The 19,041-nt window shown below is 51.6% G+C and carries 20 protein-coding genes and 1 tRNA gene; 10 read left to right on the plus strand and 11 right to left on the minus strand.

Annotated features, from left to right (window positions below; translation table 11 throughout):
• Position 1: 1 nt before the first annotated feature.
• From ispE to FCS97_RS00945, 5 genes are all read left to right on the plus strand, one after another.
• Positions 2-919, plus strand: coding sequence for a 4-(cytidine 5'-diphospho)-2-C-methyl-D-erythritol kinase (ispE, locus tag FCS97_RS00925; RefSeq protein ID WP_138515762.1), 918 nt, complete (start codon positions 2-4; stop codon positions 917-919).
• A gap of 16 nt (positions 920-935) precedes the next feature.
• Positions 936-1,012, plus strand: a tRNA-Gln gene (locus FCS97_RS00930).
• A gap of 73 nt (positions 1,013-1,085) precedes the next feature.
• The gene (locus FCS97_RS00935) at positions 1,086-2,039 is read left to right on the plus strand and encodes a ribose-phosphate diphosphokinase (RefSeq protein ID WP_138515763.1); all 954 of its coding nucleotides are present in this window, start codon (positions 1,086-1,088) and stop codon (positions 2,037-2,039) included.
• A gap of 101 nt (positions 2,040-2,140) precedes the next feature.
• On the plus strand, positions 2,141-2,728 hold the full coding sequence (locus FCS97_RS00940) for a 50S ribosomal protein L25/general stress protein Ctc (protein WP_138515764.1): 588 nt from the start codon (positions 2,141-2,143) through the stop codon (positions 2,726-2,728).
• A 106-nt stretch (positions 2,729-2,834) separates the two neighbouring features.
• Entirely contained in the window at positions 2,835-3,467 is a 633-nt protein-coding gene (locus FCS97_RS00945; RefSeq protein ID WP_138515765.1) for an exopolysaccharide biosynthesis protein, read from the plus strand.
• An 11-nt stretch (positions 3,468-3,478) separates the two neighbouring features.
• Here FCS97_RS00945 and FCS97_RS00950 read toward each other — a convergent pair whose 3' ends face one another.
• Positions 3,479-3,946, minus strand: coding sequence for an Lrp/AsnC family transcriptional regulator (locus FCS97_RS00950; RefSeq protein WP_138517740.1), 468 nt, complete (start codon positions 3,944-3,946; stop codon positions 3,479-3,481).
• A gap of 140 nt (positions 3,947-4,086) precedes the next feature.
• Between FCS97_RS00950 and leuA the strand changes: the two genes are divergently transcribed.
• The 5 genes from leuA to ychF all read left to right on the plus strand — a co-directional run bounded on the left by leuA (position 4,087) and on the right by ychF (position 9,370).
• On the plus strand, positions 4,087-5,757 hold the full coding sequence (gene leuA / locus FCS97_RS00955; protein ID WP_138515766.1) for a 2-isopropylmalate synthase: 1,671 nt from the start codon (positions 4,087-4,089) through the stop codon (positions 5,755-5,757).
• A 92-nt stretch (positions 5,758-5,849) separates the two neighbouring features.
• A complete protein-coding gene (locus tag FCS97_RS00960; protein ID WP_138515767.1) occupies positions 5,850-6,533 on the plus strand; it encodes an FkbM family methyltransferase in 684 nt (227 codons plus the stop codon).
• Positions 6,530-7,123, plus strand: a complete 594-nt coding sequence (gene pth, locus FCS97_RS00965) for an aminoacyl-tRNA hydrolase (RefSeq protein WP_138515769.1) — start codon at positions 6,530-6,532, stop codon at positions 7,121-7,123. Before FCS97_RS00960 ends, pth begins: the two co-directional genes overlap by 4 nt.
• The gene (locus tag FCS97_RS00970; RefSeq protein ID WP_138515771.1) at positions 7,120-8,232 is read left to right on the plus strand and encodes a patatin-like phospholipase family protein; all 1,113 of its coding nucleotides are present in this window, start codon (positions 7,120-7,122) and stop codon (positions 8,230-8,232) included. Before pth ends, FCS97_RS00970 begins: the two co-directional genes overlap by 4 nt.
• A gap of 46 nt (positions 8,233-8,278) precedes the next feature.
• Positions 8,279-9,370, plus strand: coding sequence for a redox-regulated ATPase YchF (ychF, locus tag FCS97_RS00975; protein WP_138515773.1), 1,092 nt, complete (start codon positions 8,279-8,281; stop codon positions 9,368-9,370).
• Positions 9,371-9,403: 33 nt separating this feature from the next.
• On the opposite strand, the gene FCS97_RS00980 is transcribed toward ychF, so the two are convergent.
• The 10 genes from FCS97_RS00980 to FCS97_RS01025 form a co-directional block, all read right to left on the minus strand.
• Positions 9,404-10,033: an OmpA family protein gene (locus FCS97_RS00980; protein WP_138515775.1), complete on the minus strand. Its 630-nt coding sequence runs from the start codon at positions 10,031-10,033 to the stop codon at positions 9,404-9,406.
• Positions 10,034-10,048: 15 nt separating this feature from the next.
• A complete protein-coding gene (locus tag FCS97_RS00985; RefSeq protein ID WP_138515778.1) occupies positions 10,049-10,870 on the minus strand; it encodes a caspase family protein in 822 nt (273 codons plus the stop codon).
• A gap of 17 nt (positions 10,871-10,887) precedes the next feature.
• Entirely contained in the window at positions 10,888-11,547 is a 660-nt protein-coding gene (locus FCS97_RS00990; RefSeq protein WP_138515780.1) for a hypothetical protein, read from the minus strand.
• Positions 11,544-12,110, minus strand: coding sequence for an RNA polymerase sigma factor (locus FCS97_RS00995; RefSeq protein WP_138515782.1), 567 nt, complete (start codon positions 12,108-12,110; stop codon positions 11,544-11,546). Before FCS97_RS00995 ends, FCS97_RS00990 begins: the two co-directional genes overlap by 4 nt.
• A gap of 95 nt (positions 12,111-12,205) precedes the next feature.
• A complete protein-coding gene (locus tag FCS97_RS01000; RefSeq protein WP_138515784.1) occupies positions 12,206-15,145 on the minus strand; it encodes a caspase family protein in 2,940 nt (979 codons plus the stop codon).
• On the minus strand, positions 15,142-16,053 hold the full coding sequence (locus tag FCS97_RS01005; protein WP_138515786.1) for a hypothetical protein: 912 nt from the start codon (positions 16,051-16,053) through the stop codon (positions 15,142-15,144). Before FCS97_RS01005 ends, FCS97_RS01000 begins: the two co-directional genes overlap by 4 nt.
• Positions 16,054-16,084: 31 nt before the next feature.
• A complete protein-coding gene (locus FCS97_RS01010) occupies positions 16,085-16,744 on the minus strand; it encodes a hypothetical protein (RefSeq protein WP_138515788.1) in 660 nt (219 codons plus the stop codon).
• A gap of 16 nt (positions 16,745-16,760) precedes the next feature.
• Positions 16,761-18,320, minus strand: a complete 1,560-nt coding sequence (locus tag FCS97_RS01015) for a DUF4384 domain-containing protein (RefSeq protein WP_138515790.1) — start codon at positions 18,318-18,320, stop codon at positions 16,761-16,763.
• A 6-nt stretch (positions 18,321-18,326) separates the two neighbouring features.
• On the minus strand, positions 18,327-18,647 hold the full coding sequence (locus FCS97_RS01020; protein WP_138515792.1) for a hypothetical protein: 321 nt from the start codon (positions 18,645-18,647) through the stop codon (positions 18,327-18,329).
• A gap of 60 nt (positions 18,648-18,707) precedes the next feature.
• The gene (locus tag FCS97_RS01025; RefSeq protein ID WP_138515794.1) at positions 18,708-19,010 is read right to left on the minus strand and encodes a hypothetical protein; all 303 of its coding nucleotides are present in this window, start codon (positions 19,008-19,010) and stop codon (positions 18,708-18,710) included.
• Between the last annotated feature and the right edge of the window lie 31 nt (positions 19,011-19,041).

Raw genomic sequence — 19,041 nt, forward strand, 5'->3', positions numbered from 1 at the left:
CGTGAACGCCTCTGACGCGGTGAAGCTGTCCGCCTTCTCTCCGGCAAAAATCAACCTGTTCCTGCACATCACCGGCCGCAGGGCCGATGGTTATCATCTGCTTCAAAGTGTGTTCTGCCCAATTACCTTGGGTGACGAACTTTCAATGTCGGTGCAAGCCAATTCAAGCAAGGAGTTGACAGTTCACCGAAGCGGCGACCTTGTTCACATTCCTGAAGATGTCGACCTCACTGTTCGCGCCTGCAAGGCTTTCTATGCCAATGCCGGGGTGGGTATGGCGTATCAAGTGTCTGTCCATGTCAACAAAAAGGTGCCCGAGCAGGCAGGCCTGGGTGGCGGCAGCAGCAATGCCGCCACGGTGCTGCGCCTGCTGCAACATCACCACCAACACCCGCTTAGCGCTGGGCAATTGGCTGCAATTGGCCTTGCACTCGGTGCTGATGTGCCCTTTTTTCTTCAAGACAACAGTGCATTTGTGGAGGGCATTGGCGAGGTCATCACCCCGATTCATGGTATTTCAGGGCATTTAATTGTCTACAAACCGCCACTTTCGTGTCCCACACCCAAAATATTTAGCGATCCGCAATTGACACGCAACTCAAGTGACGTCAAAATAGCGGTCTTCGATTCGGCCCGCCGAATGAATAGTGAGTTGATGGCTTGCCTGCAAGCCAACACACAGAATGCTTTGCAAGCTGTTGTGTCTCGCAACTACCCCGATTGGGAACAGCAGTTTGGTGTTTTTTCAAACTGTGTTGCAAAGTTCAACCCGCAATTGATTCGAATGTCAGGTTCCGGCTCCGCCATGTTTGCTTTGTTTGCCAGCCCAAGCCAGCTTAGCAATGCAGTGGTAGCAGTCGCCGATGCGCCTGAATTACAGCGTGGGCAGTGGTTTGAATGCAAAATCAAATCAAGCTGAATCGATAAAAGTTTTTAGGGGAGTCGCCAAGTTGGTTAAGGCACCGGATTTTGATTCCGGCATGCGAGGGTTCGAGTCCTTCCTCCCCTGCCAAAACCAAAGGGCCAGCCACAGGTTGGCCCTTTTTTTATTTCGCCAACGCACACGTCAAGCCCTGGGGTAAACAATGGCAACCGACAGCAGTCTAATGATCTTCACCGGCAATGCGAACCCTGCATTGGCCGAATCAGTGGCCAAGCAGCTGAATATTCCGCTGGGCAAAGCCACCGTAGGTCGTTTCTCAGACGGTGAAGTCATGGTCGAGATCAACGAAAACGTGCGCGGCAAAGACGTGTTTGTGCTGCAGTCCACTTGCGCACCTACCAACGACAACCTCATGGAAATGATGGTCATGATCGACGCGCTCAAGCGCGCATCAGCAGGCCGCATTACCGCAGCGATCCCCTACTTCGGCTATGCCCGTCAAGACCGCCGAGTGCGTTCCTCTCGAGTGGCCATTACCGCCAAAGTAGTCGCCAATATGCTTCAGGTTGTGGGCGTTGACCGCGTGTTGACCATGGACCTGCACGCCGACCAAATTCAGGGTTTCTTCGACATTCCCGTGGACAACATTTATGCATCGCCCGTGTTGTTGGGCGACGTGTGGAAACAAAACCTGGACAACCTGATGGTTGTTTCACCCGACGTGGGTGGTGTGGTTCGAGCCCGTGCGCTGGCCAAGCGCCTGAATTGCGATTTGGCGATTATCGACAAACGTCGCCCCCGCGCCAACGTAGCGGAAGTGATGAACATCATCGGCGACGTGAAAGACCGCACTTGCGTGATCATGGACGACATGGTCGACACCGCCAACACACTGTGCAAAGCCGCTGCAGCCCTGAAAGCAAACGGTGCGAAGAAAGTGGTGGCGTACTGTACCCACCCCGTGTTGTCGGGCGGTGCCATTCAGCGCGTTGAAGAATCGGATCTGGATGAATTGGTGGTTACCGACACCATCCCTTTGTCTGAAGAAGCACACAACAGCAACACCATTCGTGTACTGAGTGTTGATGAACTGCTGGCTGAAACCATTCGCCGCATTGTTCGTTCCGACTCAGTCAGTTCGCTGTTCATTGACTAAGATTTAGGTAACAAGTTGTTTTGGGCTTTTTTGCGGTCGCCCTTAAGTGCCGCATAACTTGGTTTCACTGGTCGCGGTGAAGTCAAATTTGGAGAATCAACATGAAAGTAGTTGCAACATCCCGCACAGAGCAGGGTTCCGGAGCGAGCCGCCGCCTGCGTCGTGCTGGCCAGGTACCTGGCATTGTTTATGGCGCAAATCAGGAAGCTCAGGCTGTGTCAATTGAACACAACCCCCTGTGGCACGCCCTGCAAAAAGAAAAATTCCACTCCAGCATTCTGGATCTGGAAATTGATGGCAAGTCTGAGCAGGTTTTGCTGCGCGACTTCCAGTCACACCCTTACAAGCCACAGTTGCTGCACATCGATTTTCAGCGCATCGACGGTAACCAGAAAATTCACATGAACGTGCCTTTGCACTACTCTGGTCACCTGGAAAGCCCAGCAGTCAAGTTGTATGCAGGCCAGGTTACCTTTGTTGCAAACCAGATCGAAATCGAGTGTTTGCCCAAAGACCTGCCAGAATTCATCGCCGTAGATTGCAGCGTGCTGGACGTAACCAAGCGCTCAATCCACGTGACTGATCTGCAGTTCCCTGAAGGCGTCAGCATCCCCAACCACGGTCAGCAAGACCTTTCACTGGTTACAGTGAAGATCAAGGCTGGTGCTGCGAAGGGCGGCGACGAGTAAATTCTCGAAGTCCAATTAGTTCTGAAAAAGCCGCTGCGCTCAGGTTCAGCGGCTTTTTTTATGGGCACAATGTGGGCTCATTGACCAATCACGCACCCTGCTCGAAGTGAACAACACCCAAAATTTTGATGAATTGCCCTTGGGCGATCAAATTAAACACGTCATCGCCCAACTGCCTGCAAACACGGTCAGCCTTGGTGAAATTCTTGATTTGGTGGGCCGCGATGGCATGTTGCTGCTGGTGGCATTTCTCACATTGGTGTTCATGGTGCCGGTGTCCATTCCGGGTGTGAGTACCATTTTTGGTGCTGCCATTTTGTTGATTGGAATCAGCCGTGTTTTCGGGCGCACTTTGTGGCTGCCCAAGCGTTTCAAAGAACGCGCCCTGCCCGCTGACAAATTGCGCAATGCACTGGAAAAAGGCCTGGTGTGGATTCCACGTCTGGAGAAAATCAGCAAACCACACCGCATGGCCTGGCTTACCACGGGCCGCGGCATGAACATCATCAACGATGGCGGTTTGATACTGGGCGCCATCTTGCTCATGGCACCGTTTGGCTTTATCCCGTTTTCCAACACCGTGCCCGGAATTGCCTTGCTGTTTCTGGCAGTGGGGTTAATTCAACGCGACGGCGCTGCAGTGCTGCTGGGCCATTTGGCCAATTTGGCCTCGATCGTGTACTTCGGCGTGCTGATCGGTGGTGGCGGAATGATGATTCAAAACATGCTGCAAAACTAAGTGCCGCCAGGTCAATCGACTGGCACCTCGGTTTTGTCGACCACCCTGCGCAACACAAAACTGGTGTGCACACCAGTAACCCCTTTGATGCGGGTAATTTTATTCAGCAGCAAATTCTGGTAGCCGTCCATGTCGGCCACAATCACCTTCAGCTGGTAATCGGCCTGCTGCCCGGTAATCAGCAGGCATTCCAGCACCTCCGGTATTGCACCAATGGCACCCTCAAAACTGGCGAAACGTTCAGGCGTGTGCTGGTCCATTGAAATGTAAATCAGCGCCATCAGGCTGTAGCCCAGCTTTTTGGCATCCACCAAGGCCCGGTAGCCAGTAATCAAGCCCGCTTCTTCAAGCGCTTTTACACGGCGCAAACAGGGTGAAGGCGACAAACCAATCGCATCGGCCAAATCCTGGTTGCTCATTCGCCCATCGGTTTGCAACAGGGTCAAAATTCGCTTGTCATAGCGGTCAAGTTCCTGCATTTCGTATTTCATGCCTATCAATAAATTATTTACGCAATTATCTGCCAATAAATACAAAATTCAAAGCAATAATCGCAATCAAATGCCGCAACAAACCACTTACACTGGTCTTCATCGATAAACGTTCAGGCCAAAGCAGCATGTTGAAGAACCCCGCCACCAAATATCGCCCCGCTTACAAAGTGGACCTGCCCGACAGAACATGGCCCAACAAGGCCATTGAGAATGCGCCAATCTGGTTAAGCACCGATTTGCGCGACGGCAACCAAGCGATTTTCGAACCCATGAGTGTGGCCACCAAACTGGACTTCTTCAAAGAACTTGTGCGCATTGGCTTTAAAGAGATCGAGGTGGGCTTTCCCGCCGCCTCGCAAATCGACTTCGACGTGGTTCGGCATTTGATCGACAACGATCTGATTCCGAACGACGTGACCCCCATGGTCATGACCCAGGCTCGTGATGATCTTATCGAGCGAACAGTGGAATCGGTGATTGGCGCCAAAAGCGCAATCGTCCACATCTACAACTCCACCGCACCCGTGTGGAGAAATACGGTGTTCCGCATGACTGTGCCCGAAGTCATCGACATGGTGAAAAACCGCGTACAGAAAGTGAAAGACCTGACTGATGCGCACCCCGAGACACAGTGGGTTTTGCAGTACTCGCCCGAGTGTTTCAACATGACTGAACTGGATGTGGCTTTGCAGGCCTGCAACACTGCCATTGAAACCTGGGAAGCCGGCCCCAATCGCAAGATCATCATCAACCTGCCCACCACCGTGGAGTGGAGTTCGCCCAATGTATTCGCCGACCAAATTGAATGGATGAACAGGCACTTGGCGCGCCGCGAGCATGTGGTGCTTTCCGTGCACCCACACAATGATCGCGGCACCGGCGTGGCCACCGCTGAATTGGCAATGATGGCGGGCGCACAACGTGTAGAGGGTTGTTTGTTTGGCAACGGCGAACGATGCGGCAATGTGGACATTGTTACGCTCGCCTTGAACATGTACACCCAGGGCGTGCACCCCAATCTTGATTTTTCTGACATCAACGCCGTGGCCCGCGTGGTGGAAAGTTGCACGCAGCTGCCCATTCACCCCCGCCACCCGTATGTGGGCGATTTGGTGTACACCGCGTTTTCAGGTTCGCATCAGGATGCAATCAAAAAAGGTTTCGACATTCAAAAGCCCGATGCCATTTGGGAAGTGCCTTACCTGCCCATCGACCCGGTCGATGTAGGCCGCACCTATGACAGCGTGATCCGCGTGAACAGCCAATCGGGCAAAGGTGGAATCGCTTACATTCTTGAACGCGAGCACGGTGTGGTGATGCCACGCCGCATGCAAGTGGAGTTTTCAGGCGTGGTGCAAAAGGTGAGTGACAACACGGCTGCGGAAATGACATCGCCTGCCCTGTGGGCTTTGTTTGAACAAACCTATTTGCAGAACGACGACAGTCAACCGCGCTACATCAGCCACAAGGTATTTGATGCAGAAGGTGGACAGGGTATTGAAATTACCGTGCAGCAACACGGCGAAATCACAAGGCTTGAAGGCGTGGGCAACGGCCCACTGGATGCCGCAGTACAAGCCCTTGGTGTACCCATGGACATTGTTGGGTTTGAAGAACGCAGTGTAGGCCAAGGTGCCAAATCAAAGGCCATGGCCATTATTGAAGTGAGTGTGCCCAACATGCCCGGCAGCAAATTTGGTGTGGGTTTTCACGACAACATCACCACCGCCAGTTTGATGGCCTTGGTGAGTGCGTGGCGACGGGTGGATAATCAAATTTCAGCTTCCGTCGTGTAAACCATGCTTTATCAAAAAGTGAGGTCGACAAGTCAAACATAGAAAGCATAAACTCGCGGTTTATCTTTTTAAAAATAATAAACGGCGAAACTATGAGACGTGTTTTAAATAAATGGCTTTACAAGAAAGGATATAAGATTCAAAAGATTGGGAAAACACCCTATTTGCTGGAAGACTTAATCAAAAAACGTGGCCCACTGACATTCCTTCAAATTGGCGCAAACGACGGAATAAGTTTCGATAATCTATATCCGATCGTTACAAAACATAGATGCAAGGGAGTGGTAGTGGAACCCTTGCCTGATATGTTTGAACGGCTAAGCCTAAACTTCAAGCATCACGCACAGATTAAACCGGTGAGAGTCGCTGTCCATCCATCTGAAACAACGGCCTTTATCTATCGCGTTTCGAAAAATCGACTTGATCAATATGACGACTGGTGTTCCGGCATAGCGTCCTTCAGCAAGGATCATCTGTTGAAACACAACATCAAGTTAGAGGACATCGAATACGAAGTGGTTCCATGTCAACCCTTAATGACTTTGATACAAGAACAAGGCCTTACAAATATTGACTACCTTCAGATCGATACAGAAGGCTTCGATCACGAGGTTTTAAATATGTTGGATCTAGAACAGGTAAAACCAGCAATAATCAAATTTGAGAAAGTTCATACTCCAGCTAATGAATTTAAGAAAATTCAGAGAAAACTGGAACATCATGGCTATGAGATCATTGACGACACTCGCGATGCAATCGCAGTTTTAGAATCGTGAACACCCCAGTCAAACTGATCGTAGGCTTGGGTAACCCCGGCCCCCAGTATGCAGACACGCGCCACAATGCAGGCGTGTGGTATCTGGAAGCACTGGCCCGCAAGCACAATGTGTTTTTGCAAAGCGATAAGCGTTTCTTTGGCGACATGGCGCGCATTAAATTTGCGGGTGAAGACGTGTGGCTGTTGTTCCCCACCACGTTCATGAACAGGTCCGGGCAAGCGGTGGGCGCACTCGCCAAATTCTTCAAAATCAAGCCCGAAGAAATTCTGGTTGCGCACGATGAACTGGATTTGCTGCCCGGCCAAATCAAAATGAAAAAGGGTGGCGGGCACGCAGGCCACAATGGCTTGAAAGACATTCACGCCCACATGGGCAGCAATGAATTCTGGCGCGCACGCATTGGTATTGGGCACCCGCGTAGTCTGAACTTGCAGCAAGGCGTGGCTGATTTTGTGCTGCATCGCCCCGGCCATGAACACCAGCAAGCGATCGACAAGTCAATCGACGTATTATTGAACAACACCGAGCTGATTTTAAAAGGTCAAATTGGCCAGGCCACCACGCACATTCACACGGAGTGCGCATGAGAAGCAGCATACAAATTATTTTGGGCGATCGCGCCAAAGCGCACATTGCCAACAAGGGCTTAAAGCCTGAAGACATTTGCGCCATCCCTGCGGCGGCAGGTGGCCCAAAAGGTTTGATTCTGCATGGGCTTGACCAGTATTTGTTCAACGACTGGCTGGGCGCTGATCATTTAAAAACACGCGCTGAACTGGGCGTGAAGCCCCTGCAATTGATCGGCGCATCGATTGGTGCATGGCGCATGGCCGCGGCAGCCAGCAGCAACCCATCAGCTACGCTGAAGCGGCTCGCCCAGCAATATGTTGAAGCGCAAGACTACAGCAAAGGTGTCGATCGCCACGAAATAAGCCGAGTGTGTCAATCCATGGTGCAGGCCGTGGTGGCGGAAGAAGCCCAGCACATGGTAAAACCGGCAGGAAAAGAATTGCTGGTGTGGGTGAACAAGGGTCTAACACCGCTGCACCATGCCCAGCAGCAACGAGCACGCAAACGCGGCTTTGCCAGTGCCGTGCTGGCCAACAGCGTGAACCGCAACAAACTTTCCAGCTACTTCGAGCGCTGGGTGTTTCAAAGCCCAGGCGCACACACGGACTGGCTTAAAAAACCCTTTGACCGCATTCCAACCCGAATCGAAGCGCTGGATGCCCTGAACATTCACGATGCCCTGCTGGCCAGCGGCAGCATTCCATTTGTGCTGAACCCTGTGCACAAAATTGCGCAGGCTTTGCGTGAAGATCACCCGGAGGTCAAATACCACGAGGGCCCCTTCTGGGACGGTGGCCTCACCGACTACCACCTTGCCCTGCCCTACCACCGCCTGGACGGCCTGGTGCTTTACCCGCACTTTGCCCCCACAGTCACCCCGGGTTGGCTGGATAAATTTTTAAAGGTTCGCAAAGCCAACCCGGAATGGATGAGCAATGTCATTTTGGTGTGCCCTTCACCAGAATTTGTGAAACGACTACCCGCCAAAAAAATCCCGGACCGAAGCGACTTTAAACGGTACAACTTTGATCACCGTATTCGCATACCGCTTTGGCAGGCAGCAATTCGCGAAAGCGAACGCATGGCAGAGGACTTTTCAACCTGGCTTGCCAACGTGAATCGCTAGGCGCGGTACAATTCACCCCATTCTATTAAGCACTTAGCGAATTCTCATGACCCTCAAATGCGGCATCGTTGGCCTTCCCAACGTCGGTAAATCCACCCTGTTCAACGCGCTGACCAAAGCGGGCATTGCTGCTGAAAACTATCCCTTCTGCACCATCGAGCCCAATGTGGGCGTGGTTGAAGTTCCTGACGAGCGTCTGCAGAAACTGGCCGATATTGTGAAGCCGGAAAGAATTTTGCCAGCCACCGTCGAGTTTGTTGACATTGCGGGCTTGGTAGCCGGCGCATCGAAAGGTGAAGGCTTGGGCAACCAGTTTTTGGCCCACATCCGCGAAACCGATGCCATCGTGAACGTGGTTCGGTGTTTTGAAGACGACAATGTGATCCACGTGAACGGCAAAGTCGATCCACTTTCCGACATTGAAACCATTGAAACCGAGCTGTGCCTGGCCGACATGGGTACGGTTGAAAAAGCGGTGCACCGCTATGCCAAACAAGCCCGTGCGAACGACAAAGAGGCTGCCAAGCTTCTGGCCATTTTGCAGCGTTGCGAAGCGCAGTTGAACGAGGCCAAACCCGTGCGTGCACTGGGTCTGGACGAAGAAGAATTGTTCGCCATCAAAAGCTTCGGATTGATCACCGCAAAACCAGCCATGTATGTGGCCAACGTGGCTGAAGACGGCTTTGAGAACAACCCCTTGGTTGAACGCCTGGAAGCATATGCCGCCAAGCAAAATGCACCTGTGGTGGCAGTGTGCGCTGCCATTGAAGCGGAAGTTGCTGATCTGGACGACGCCGATAAAATGGAGTTTCTGGAAAGCATCGGCATGAAGGAGCCCGGCCTGAACCGTGTCATTCGTGCCGGCTTCAAGCTGTTGGGCCTGCAAACTTACTTCACTGCGGGCCCGAAAGAAGTGCGCGCCTGGACCATTCACATCGGTGACACAGCCCCTCAGGCGGCCGGTGTTATTCACACCGACTTCGAGCGCGGCTTTATTCGCGCTCAAACCATTGCGTTCGAAGACTACGTTCAGTTCAAAGGCGAAAACGGTGCCAAAGAGGCAGGTAAAATGCGTGCCGAGGGCAAGGAATACGTGGTGAAAGACGGCGACGTACTCAACTTCTTGTTCAACGTTTAATTGGGTGGTAGCAGCTGATGCTACAAATACCACTTAGAACGCCACAAAAACCACTCGCCGGTTGTCGCCACTCTCTGGTTCAGCCAAATTCAACAGCTGTGATTCGCCTTTACCGATGGTGTAAAGGCGACTTGCAGGTACCTTCAGTTGTTTAACCAAAGCAAGTTTTACTGCCTCCGCCCTTCTCTTGGACAGCTCTAGATTGTAGCTATCTGTGCCCTTTGCATCGGTATGCCCTTCGATTGTGAACTTTTGTCCCTCAAGCGCCGCAGATTGCATTGCTTTTGATACTTGTATTAAAACCGACCAAGCTTCGGGCTTGATTTGGTCCGAATCAAATTCGAATTCAATCATGTCCAGGCTGGCCTTGGATAAATTAACATCAGCCGGCTTTGCAGGAAGGTCCAATCCACGTTCTTCCAGGCTGTCACTGTACTGTGCAAGCTGCTGACGGTCTTCTTCACTTAGAAGCGACAAATCGAGCGAACGGGTTTTTGTTCGGCCAACAGGCCGAGGGGACAAAGCCTTGATCAATTCGTCAACAGTTGGCTCCTTTCCCGAAAATACGGTGGTGTCACTCTCATTACTGTCCGCGATTGCCGGGCGCAGCACCCCTATTGCACCCAAGCCACACAGCATTAAAAGCAGGTATTTCGCAATCATGATCTCTCCGTTCGATTAAAGACAACGGCCCCGGTGGCCTGGAGTGAAGCAAAAATCACCAATGAGGTTGTTACTCTCCCAAGGTGTTTGGGCACCATCGGTGGCCTTCAATACATCCACACGAATTCGCTTGAACATTTGTTCCACATGCAAACCAGGCGTTTGAATGTGTTTGCTTAAGGCCTGAGCATAGGGGCTGACGGCTTCTTTTCCGTCAAAAGCCAACTCGCCAGGCGCGGTGGAATAGGCGATCAGCGTGCCTTGAGGTGCTGTTTGGGCAGCCAAACCGCCAGGCTTGTCGAACAGTGAACGCTTTTTCGTTCCGCCAATTCGTCCCAATCCGGGGTCTATGTTTTTCGGTATGGGATACGCCCGGCATGCATCCACCATCAAGATATTGACCCCGGTTTTGTAGCTGCCCAGGCGTTGCAAGAGGTCGTCTACCGAAACCGATCTGGGAGATATTTCATGTTCGTAATTGATGACTGCATCCACGGGAATGAGGTAATTTTTTCCGTGATATTGCAGGCCATGGCCTGCGAAGAAAAACACACGTACATCTGCATCGCGACCCATGCGCCAGAAGTCCTCCATACCCACGATCATTTCACGCTGGTTCTTGTTCTCCAGCAACTTGACCTGATAGCCCAGGCTTTGCAGCGAACTGGCAATTAACCGTGCATCTTGCAAGGCATTGCGCAAGGGTGCGGACGCATACTGCGAATTGCCAATCACCAGTGCAACCTTACGCTCGGAGGCCTCTGCATTGCCGTTGACAGCAAACCAAACCAACACGGCCAGGCAACACTTGAATACCACGCCTTTCACGCTGTTCATGGATATCGTCCTGCCTGTTAATGTGGGTACTGAATCGACGAAACCGACTCAATTACATCCAGTGAATTCAACAGGTCTGCGTTGCTTTCCAGCATGCGGCGAGGAACCTTCACGGTGTACTCGCCCATGTGCGTCGGGCCCGCTACAATCGAGATATTGTTTTGTATCAAGACAAGCCGAATTTGCTGCTCGCCAATATTCGGCTTGAAACCGACCTGGAAGTATGCGTAGTCACGGTCTTCGGAAAAAACACCGCAACTTCTAAAATCGGAATACGGTGCAGACATTTCCGGCTGGACCATGTACCCCATCAGAACTGCGGTACCTGCCGCAAAAAGTACCAACGATGTTGCAAATGAGCCAACACGCACGGGTGTGGAAAACCACGCCATGAAACGTGCATAGGTCTCCTTGAAAAATGACAGCGAATCAGACTTGGCCAAGTGCTCTTGAATATCAGCCCACCCAAGGTCTGCGGGTGCCTGCAATTGCGCGTTTTCCTCTTGAAGTACAACTTCCCTCATCAAGGCTTGGTGCCAGCGCAGCTGTTCATGCAACTCGGGGTTCGCACCCAAGGTAAAGTGCATCCAGCGTTGCTGCTCGGTATCCAACGTGCCGCTTACAAAAAAAGGCAATTGCTCGGCAAAGCGCCTTAAATCCAGTTCATTGACGGTCATAGCAAACCTTTCAGTTTATTGACGCAGTTTTTCAGCTTCTGCTTGGCATGAAAAAGGCGTGTTTTGATCGTGCCCTCTGGCACCCCGGTGACTTCCGAAGCTTGCGCCACGGTCAGCTGGTCGAAATAGACCAGTGTCAACGACTCACGGTGCTGAATTCCCAGTTTGTCCATGCACAACCTGACGCCCTCGCCAAGGTCTTGCCGCATGCGCTCCTGCTCGCAGTCATCACAACTACCCAACAATGACTGCCAGTCGCCCAGGTCTTCGAGATAGTCCGCTTGATGGCGACGTTCCTTGTCCAAGCGGTCCAGCAATTTGTTGTGAGCAATACCCAACAACCAAACCTCGGGCTTGGAACGCCCACCAAAGGTACCGGCTGAACGCCACACTGCAAGCATGGTGTCCACCACCACCTCCTTGGCCATTTCATCGCAATGCAAATGGTTTTTCACAAAAGAAAAAATGCGTCGGGAAAACGCGGTGTACAGGCTCTGAAAAGCATCCTGGTCTTGCAAAGCAATTTTCTGAATCAAGTCAGCAATGGATTCGCGGGTGGTCATGGCGCAATCAGCACGAAAAAAATCAGCATGAAAATTTGTGAATCAATTGAATACAACAGGTGAGTCGGCGCGCAGGCATTTCCGGTTCAATAAATTTATTGCCCCAGAATTTGCCAGTTGCGCATTTCAGACGTGGCAATTAGCTGCGGCGTTTGCTGCCCAATGGTTTGGTCGCGCAACTGGGTAACCAAGGGCACCGCTTGATCAAACCAGCTTTGCACGGTCAAGGTGCGCCCACTGGCAGTGGTTTGCTGCAGCCCCTCAAGCAACCCATGTGTAAACAGGCCGCGACCTGCTGGCGCATATTCCTGTGAATCCTCATCTTTGGCGGAAGCCAGCAACATGGGAAACAATGAGGAAACCGAGCGTTTGATCAAGGAGGCCGGGTTCAAACGCCCCTCAATGCCCTGCGCGTGGCAAGTGTCCACAATCAGTATTCGACGCCCCGCCGTGTTGCGCAAGGCTTCGAAAAACACCTCCCAGGAAATCAGGCTTTCTCGTTTGGTGCGTGAATTGGGACTCAGATCGTTCAGGCTTTTCAGGTCGGCCACAGTAACATCGGCGGGCACAAAGTAATAATTTTTGTGCACGTCCTGCACGGCATGGGAAGCTAGAAACATCATCACCGTGTCTTGCGCGCGGGCTTGAGAAAGAAACTTCAAGGCATCTTCAATATTGTTCTTGGTGGGGCCTTGCTCAGCCTGATCGGCCAGCAAACGAATATTCACCTTGCGATAATTGGAACTGCCAAACTGTTGCATGGCCTGCGAAAACTGCACGGCATCACTGGCTGCGAAATCAAGTTGGTGTTCAGCTGACAGGTTTTTAAACCCGCTAACGCCCACAGCAAATACGTACAGGTTACCTAGATCCCGTTGCTGACGTATAGGGCTGGAATTTTTCTCTGGCAAAGGAATTGTGGTCTGCGCAAGCCCAAGGGAATGATCAGTCATGGCCTCAACCCGAAGCTCATTGAAACGGTCGCGCAGCACAAGTTGAATTTCACGCTCAAAACCACTTCTGTCTCGCCAACCCAAACGCCGCTCGGAAGGTGCAGTAACAGGAATCTGATTCACAAATACAATAAAGTCGTTTGGCCTTGGGCCCAGGGTTTCACCCTTGATCCGCAATGTAAGCGCCCATTCCCCCGAGGCGCGTTGAACCAGTTTTTCAGTGCGAATGCTAACCCGTGGTGGCAACACATTTTGTAAAACAAGGTTGTCGGGCGTGGCACTGTTTTCCAACAAAGTTTTTTGAACCCGCTCGGGTTTGTACAAGGTTCTCTCGAACTGGGCTGCCAGAAAAAAGTCGGGAGCTTGGTTCATGCCTCTGTTAATGTGCCAACCTAGAAATTGATCACCCGCCGGAGAAGACATGTACAAACCATTGGGCTGCCAGGCTATCCAGTCACTGCGGTTAGCATGTTGAAAATAAGCGAGGTGCTCACGCCCTGTTGCGGTGGAAAACCAGCGAATGGTGCCATCAGACAATGCGGCCACAGCCCATTTTCCATCTTCACTTAAGTTAACTGCCCATGCTGAGGCAGACAGTCGAGCGATCCAGTGTTGCTTGCCCTGATGATCGAGGTGCCGCAAAGCCCAGCTAGTGCCCAGCAACAAAGCATTGCCATCTGTAGACCAGGCATGGCTTTCAACTCGCTCAAACGCCTCCAGCTGCAAAGCCTGCTGATTCAATGTGGGCTTGTAGCGGTCGGCCAGGTCGAACTGCTGGCCTGGCACAGTTTGCCGAGGGGGTATCAGCTTCACACCACGTTGAGAGACACTTTTCTTTTTGGTATCCAGTTGCCCATGCGCCACGTCGAACAACATGGGCTCAAGCAATTCGCCAGCCCCGTTGTCAGCAGTGAACTGAACACGTTGCGCATCATCAGACAACGCAAGAAGCTTCGATGTACCCTCAAAATTCAACACGGATGAACGGGCTGAATATTCAATTTTCCCGGCCTTGTTCATCACATGCAAAGCGGGCTCGCCAGTCAACAGTACAAGCCAGTCATTCTTCCAGCGCACAATGCCATTGATGCTGGAGTGTGCTACTGAATAACTTTGCGCGTCGCTGATTTGAACAGAATTATTTGCCCCATGCGTAACCTGAAAACAGGCTGTTTTCACCAGCTTTGCTTTCAAGGCCTCGCCGGCAACACACAGCCTGTCTATGGTTTGCTCGGCACGGTGATCGCCCTTCAACCATTCAAGTGAATGAACATTTTTACCCAAGGTCAGGTGGTTTGCCTTGATTTTCAAATCCACCTGTAAGGTGTCAGAGTTCAACAAATGAACGTCAGCATGCTCGAAATAACCCACAGCAAGCTGGCGATTGTTTGGTGAATACCTAACAGTGAGGGGCGTTGCATTTGGATCGGGCTTGACTCGACCCAGCAAGGTGTAATCAGCGCCATACAAACGAACAAATTTATCAAGGCTGGCCACCGCAAGTTCACCCTGCTTGTTCATCACAATGTCTCGAATATCGGCCCCGTATTCAGTGTCCTCCAGCAACACCTGTTGAGTACGTACATCAACAACCCGTAAACCTGCATTGCCCATTAATCCAATGGCCAAGTAATTCGAAGTACCCAAAAAGCGAAGCGCAGAAACACCTTGCGGCAAATTCTTGATGCGCCCCAGAAATGCACCGCTTTGCGCATCAATCAAGAATACCGATGCAGTGCGTTCCTTGTCCCAGCCTGTCCAGCCCGCAGCGGCAATTACTGTGCCATCTACAGACAACGCCAAACCAAACAGCTGCCCTTCATGACCAGCAGAAACAGGCACCCGAAACACTTTGAGTGATTTCAATTCAGGCAACTGCCAAACGCGAATGGTTTTGTCGTCGGCTGCGGTGTACAGTAAATCTCGCGACTGATCCACCTCTGCGCGTCGAATCAAGCTGGTGTGCTGCGCAACCTCAATTCGGGGAAAAGGGTTTGTATCAATTAAACCGGGTTTTGCAAGAGCACTGCCTGCAAAAAACAAGGCAGTCAAAAAAACCCAGGGCAAGGCCAACAATTTCATTTGTCGGAATCACTTTGAAAACTGGAAACAATACGCACCACCCCATCGGGCAACTTGACCAGGCCCACGCCTTCATCTGCCTTCGCAATGGCTTGCGAGGAAGTAGCCATCAATTCCTGATGAAGGTTGGGTGACATGGAAACACCCACCAGAGTATCTGGCTGAACATTCAGTAATTGAAACCCGGCCACCCGTTCAAACTCCTCGGCTGGCAGCGCCCTGAACAACAAACCTTCATTGAGTTGTTGATCAACAAGGTAAAACGCTTTTCCTTGCGCTTGCTGAAGTATCAAGTAAACGGTGGGGTCAGCAAGGGGCTCGGCAGGTGTCTCAATATCGCCTGTATTCAGGGCCAACAGGCTGCTTAAGGAAACTCGCGTTTCAGAATCGATACCGGCATTTGCGGGTGAAGCAATTGAACTGATTGCGCTGGCTGGTTCGGTTTGCTGGGGCAAGGACGGTGCTGAAAATGATTGCACCGAAAGCATGGGCTGCTGCACAGGTGCCGACAAAGAAGTTGCCGAGCTTGATGCTGACACGCGAGCGGCCATGGGGGCAGCAACTACAGGCACCGCAGCAACAGCAGGTGCAGCCACTGGCACCACCTTGCTGGGCGCAATTCGGGCTGCTGGTGCGGGTGTTGAAGCGCGGGAAGTGCGAGCCGGGGCACGGGGTGCCCGTGTCGGCTGTGGGTTTAGCTCCCGGATGAATACTGCCTGAGCGCCAGCGGACGAGGCTGTAGTAGGACCAATTTCATTTCCTTTACCAATATGACTTTCTGCTGCTGCAGCCACGTTATTTCGAACGATCTCACGCAACCGATCCAGTGGTGCAGTTTGAGCATACACGGCACCAACCGCAACAACACATGCAACACCAAAAGCCACCTGTTGATAAATTTTACTCATCTGATTCCCGATTAATTAAGTTTGAAGAGATTTATTTCGACTCAAGCGTGGTGACTACTCGGACCCCGCCATCTGATGAATTTTCAAGTCCTGTTGGCAATTCAATTTGAAACAGTGAGCCAGCAAACGACTGTTTCAACGCAAAATGTAATTCAGGCCGAATCGGCACCTGGGTTAACAAGCCGGGCTCAAGTTCAGGCAACACCATCTTTGTAATTCGCTGAAACTCTTGGACGGGTACCGAGAAAAAAACAAGTCCCTCGCGGCTGCGTTCATCAATCAGGTAAACCGGGCTTCCCTGCGCATATCCAAACTTCAGGAACACCATATTTGCCGCTTCCGTGGCTGCGTTTTCCGCGTTACTTGAATTGCTGGAGCCCAGCAAACTGCTCAGCGAAGGTTGCACCGCGGAACTCGAATTCCCTTTTGCAGCCACCCCGGGCACACCGGCAGGGGGAGGCAAAGCTGTTGGGCTAATTTCCGGAATATCAAAAGACGAAGGATCGGGCACTGCTCCTTCCCTGCCCGTAGACGGAGAGGGAGGGCCACTTCCCGGCCTGGCATCAATCGTTGACGGAGACACCCTGCCACTGTGAGGAGGAACAGTCACCGAACCGTTTTGCGCAACCGCCTGGCCGAGAAAGCCTGCACAGTAAATACCCATGCAAACAAAATGTGTAAACCATTTCATGTTGATTCCGCTTCAATTAATTGTTACCAAGCACGGTCCAGCGCAGTACCTGTACATCGGCCTCATCAGGACCAAATATTGAAAACGCCCGCTGAATCTCTGCCATGCTGTCAACATGTTGCATGGGCAAAAGCGGTTTTGCTTTTAATGCCGGTGGAAAACGACTGGCCAACTGATTAGGTGACGCCGCACACAACAAAGTTTCAACACCTGGTCGGTTCAGGGTGATCAAAAAGTTTTTTTCGAGGGTTTGGTCAGGAATGACAATCGCCTTGTTGCCTGCCACGGGTTGCAGGTTCTGAAACATATTGGGATAAACCTGCGAAATTACACCTGCTGAGTCCTGGTAATAACAGTACACATAGGCACGCCGACTGGTATTGAAAGTCCAGGTTAAATTCTCGCCAGGGTAGTACACCCTGTCGTCCTTGTTCAGCCGAACGGTCAAGGTCGGCTTGGCTGGTGCTGCCGGTTTTGCAGTGGCTGGCCAGCCAATTTGGGTCAAATTGCCGGCCTCATCGAACACCACCAGCTTTCTCATGAATTGGGCGTAGGTTTCGAAATTGATTCGCCCCGTTTCAATCAGGTTTTGGTCTGCCTGGTAAGCCAAAATAGCCTTTTCAAGCGTAGCGCTCGGTTTGCCGTCTAGCTGCCCAGCGAAATAGCCCTGCTTGCTCAAACTGGTTTGAAAAAATCGCACCCGCTGTTCTGTGGTCATTTTCTCCCACCACGCCAGCATTTGGGCCATGTACTCGGGGTGGCTTGAATCAAGCGCCAAGCACTGCCAATAAGGCAATTGTGCCCATTTGCCAATCAACTCGATCATGCCCAGGTCAACCAACGACCTTACAGCGGGGCCAACACCCTGAGACACTTCTGCACCCAAGTTGAATTGCACCCCGGTTTTGTTAATTCGCCCACCAGCATCCGTACCCATACCCGCATTGGCCACTACAATTTCATTGGCGGATGCAATGCCCTGAATCAGCGTGCGGGTTGTAAAATCGCCCAAGTGCAGGTCCATGCCGAACACACTGGAATTTTTATCCCGGCTTGCACCGAAATCGAACAAAGGTGTTGCCAGCCCGGCACCCTGGCGCTCACTGCGAATGTTCTGGTCCATAAAACTGATGGACCCCGATACATAAATTCTGGGCATTTGCAATTGCACATAACCTTTGCTCATGGCCCAATTGGTCATGCCCTGCACAGAATCCTGAGAAAGCTGGTTCAACTCAAAATCGACAAACCGAAAAGCATTGCTGGTTCTGGACATGGCATGTAAAGCAGTTACAACCATGTCTTTGGTGCCCACAAACAGGCGCCCCGAGGCATCGGGAATTGCTTTGCTGGTGACCAAGGTGGGCCCGCGCCCTGAATCAGCAAGAAGCTTGTCCATGCAAGCCAGTGCCTCGTTGAAATTGGACACAGATCGTATGGGCGCAACAACTGGCTTGTTGTAGGTGTATGCTGACTCGTAAAAATCGGCATCATTGCGGGGATTGACTGCACATCCCGAGATCGCAATCAGAAGCATGGCACCCAAGCCACTCCATCGCTGTTGAACTTTGTTCATTTTTTCTCAGTTACACACATTAATTACACTGCCTGTTACCACCACCATTTGAGGCGTTTGGCGCGGGCCGTACTTTGGCGCGTCATTCACTGGCGGGCTGGGTTGCCCAACTTGGGTCACGCAACTTTTTTGCCCAGGTTTGTTGCCACTTTCGGTTCGGGCTATTTGTTGCGCTTGCCCAAATGTGGTCCAGCGTTTGGCCTGAATACTTGTCACCGTAGCTGCATCCTTGGGGCTCATTTCCCGCCGGGGTGTGGGGTCTTCCTGTTTGGCTTGCACAGAAAAACTGCATAAAAAAATCAAGGCACTGCACATCAACTTGTTCATCAAACCGCTCCTGAAAAAACAAATGCCCCGTGGTTAAATACCCAGGGGCCACATGAAAAATCAAAGGCTGCGGTTGGAAGATATGTTTTGCATGGCCTTGGATTTGCTGCCAATTGCAATATTGGTTACCGCCCCCTCAATCTCAGTGACCTGCTTGTTGTCACCACCGATAGAAACGGTACCCACATTCGACGACAGGTTTTGCTCGGCCTCGGTTTCAGAACCAATTGCAATATTGGTAACCGCGCCATCAACACGCGTTTGCTGATCATTCTTACCTTTGATTGTGATTTCAGCAGATGCGGTACCTGCAATTGCAAAAGACATCAACAAAGCAACTGCACAAGAAACAGACTTCAACATAATTTTCTCCAGAATTTAAAAACGTTCGTCT

Source organism: Limnobacter alexandrii (genome assembly GCF_005871185.1).
GTDB classification, from domain to species: Bacteria; Pseudomonadota; Gammaproteobacteria; order Burkholderiales; family Burkholderiaceae_B; genus Limnobacter; species Limnobacter alexandrii.

Bases quoted from the DNA above. Each gene is read 5' to 3' on its own strand.
- FCS97_RS00940 (WP_138515764.1), top strand. From the start codon at position 2,141: ATGAAAGTAGTTGCAACATCCCGCACAGAGCAGGGTTCCGGAGCGAGC.
- FCS97_RS01020 (WP_138515792.1), bottom strand. From the start codon at position 18,647: ATGAACAAGTTGATGTGCAGTGCCTTGATTTTTTTATGCAGTTTTTCT.
- FCS97_RS01000 (WP_138515784.1), bottom strand. From the start codon at position 15,145: ATGAAATTGTTGGCCTTGCCCTGGGTTTTTTTGACTGCCTTGTTTTTT.
- FCS97_RS01005 (WP_138515786.1), bottom strand. From the start codon at position 16,053: ATGAGTAAAATTTATCAACAGGTGGCTTTTGGTGTTGCATGTGTTGTT.
- FCS97_RS00985 (WP_138515778.1), bottom strand. From the start codon at position 10,870: ATGAACAGCGTGAAAGGCGTGGTATTCAAGTGTTGCCTGGCCGTGTTG.
- FCS97_RS00980 (WP_138515775.1), bottom strand. From the start codon at position 10,033: ATGATTGCGAAATACCTGCTTTTAATGCTGTGTGGCTTGGGTGCAATA.
- FCS97_RS00970 (WP_138515771.1), top strand. From the start codon at position 7,120: ATGAGAAGCAGCATACAAATTATTTTGGGCGATCGCGCCAAAGCGCAC.
- FCS97_RS01010 (WP_138515788.1), bottom strand. From the start codon at position 16,744: ATGAAATGGTTTACACATTTTGTTTGCATGGGTATTTACTGTGCAGGC.
- FCS97_RS00935 (WP_138515763.1), top strand. From the start codon at position 1,086: ATGGCAACCGACAGCAGTCTAATGATCTTCACCGGCAATGCGAACCCT.
- FCS97_RS00990 (WP_138515780.1), bottom strand. From the start codon at position 11,547: ATGACCGTCAATGAACTGGATTTAAGGCGCTTTGCCGAGCAATTGCCT.
- FCS97_RS01025 (WP_138515794.1), bottom strand. From the start codon at position 19,010: ATGTTGAAGTCTGTTTCTTGTGCAGTTGCTTTGTTGATGTCTTTTGCA.
- ychF (WP_138515773.1), top strand. From the start codon at position 8,279: ATGACCCTCAAATGCGGCATCGTTGGCCTTCCCAACGTCGGTAAATCC.
- FCS97_RS00950 (WP_138517740.1), bottom strand. From the start codon at position 3,946: ATGCAGGAACTTGACCGCTATGACAAGCGAATTTTGACCCTGTTGCAA.
- FCS97_RS01015 (WP_138515790.1), bottom strand. From the start codon at position 18,320: ATGAACAAAGTTCAACAGCGATGGAGTGGCTTGGGTGCCATGCTTCTG.
- FCS97_RS00995 (WP_138515782.1), bottom strand. From the start codon at position 12,110: ATGACCACCCGCGAATCCATTGCTGACTTGATTCAGAAAATTGCTTTG.
- FCS97_RS00960 (WP_138515767.1), top strand. From the start codon at position 5,850: ATGAGACGTGTTTTAAATAAATGGCTTTACAAGAAAGGATATAAGATT.
- leuA (WP_138515766.1), top strand. From the start codon at position 4,087: ATGTTGAAGAACCCCGCCACCAAATATCGCCCCGCTTACAAAGTGGAC.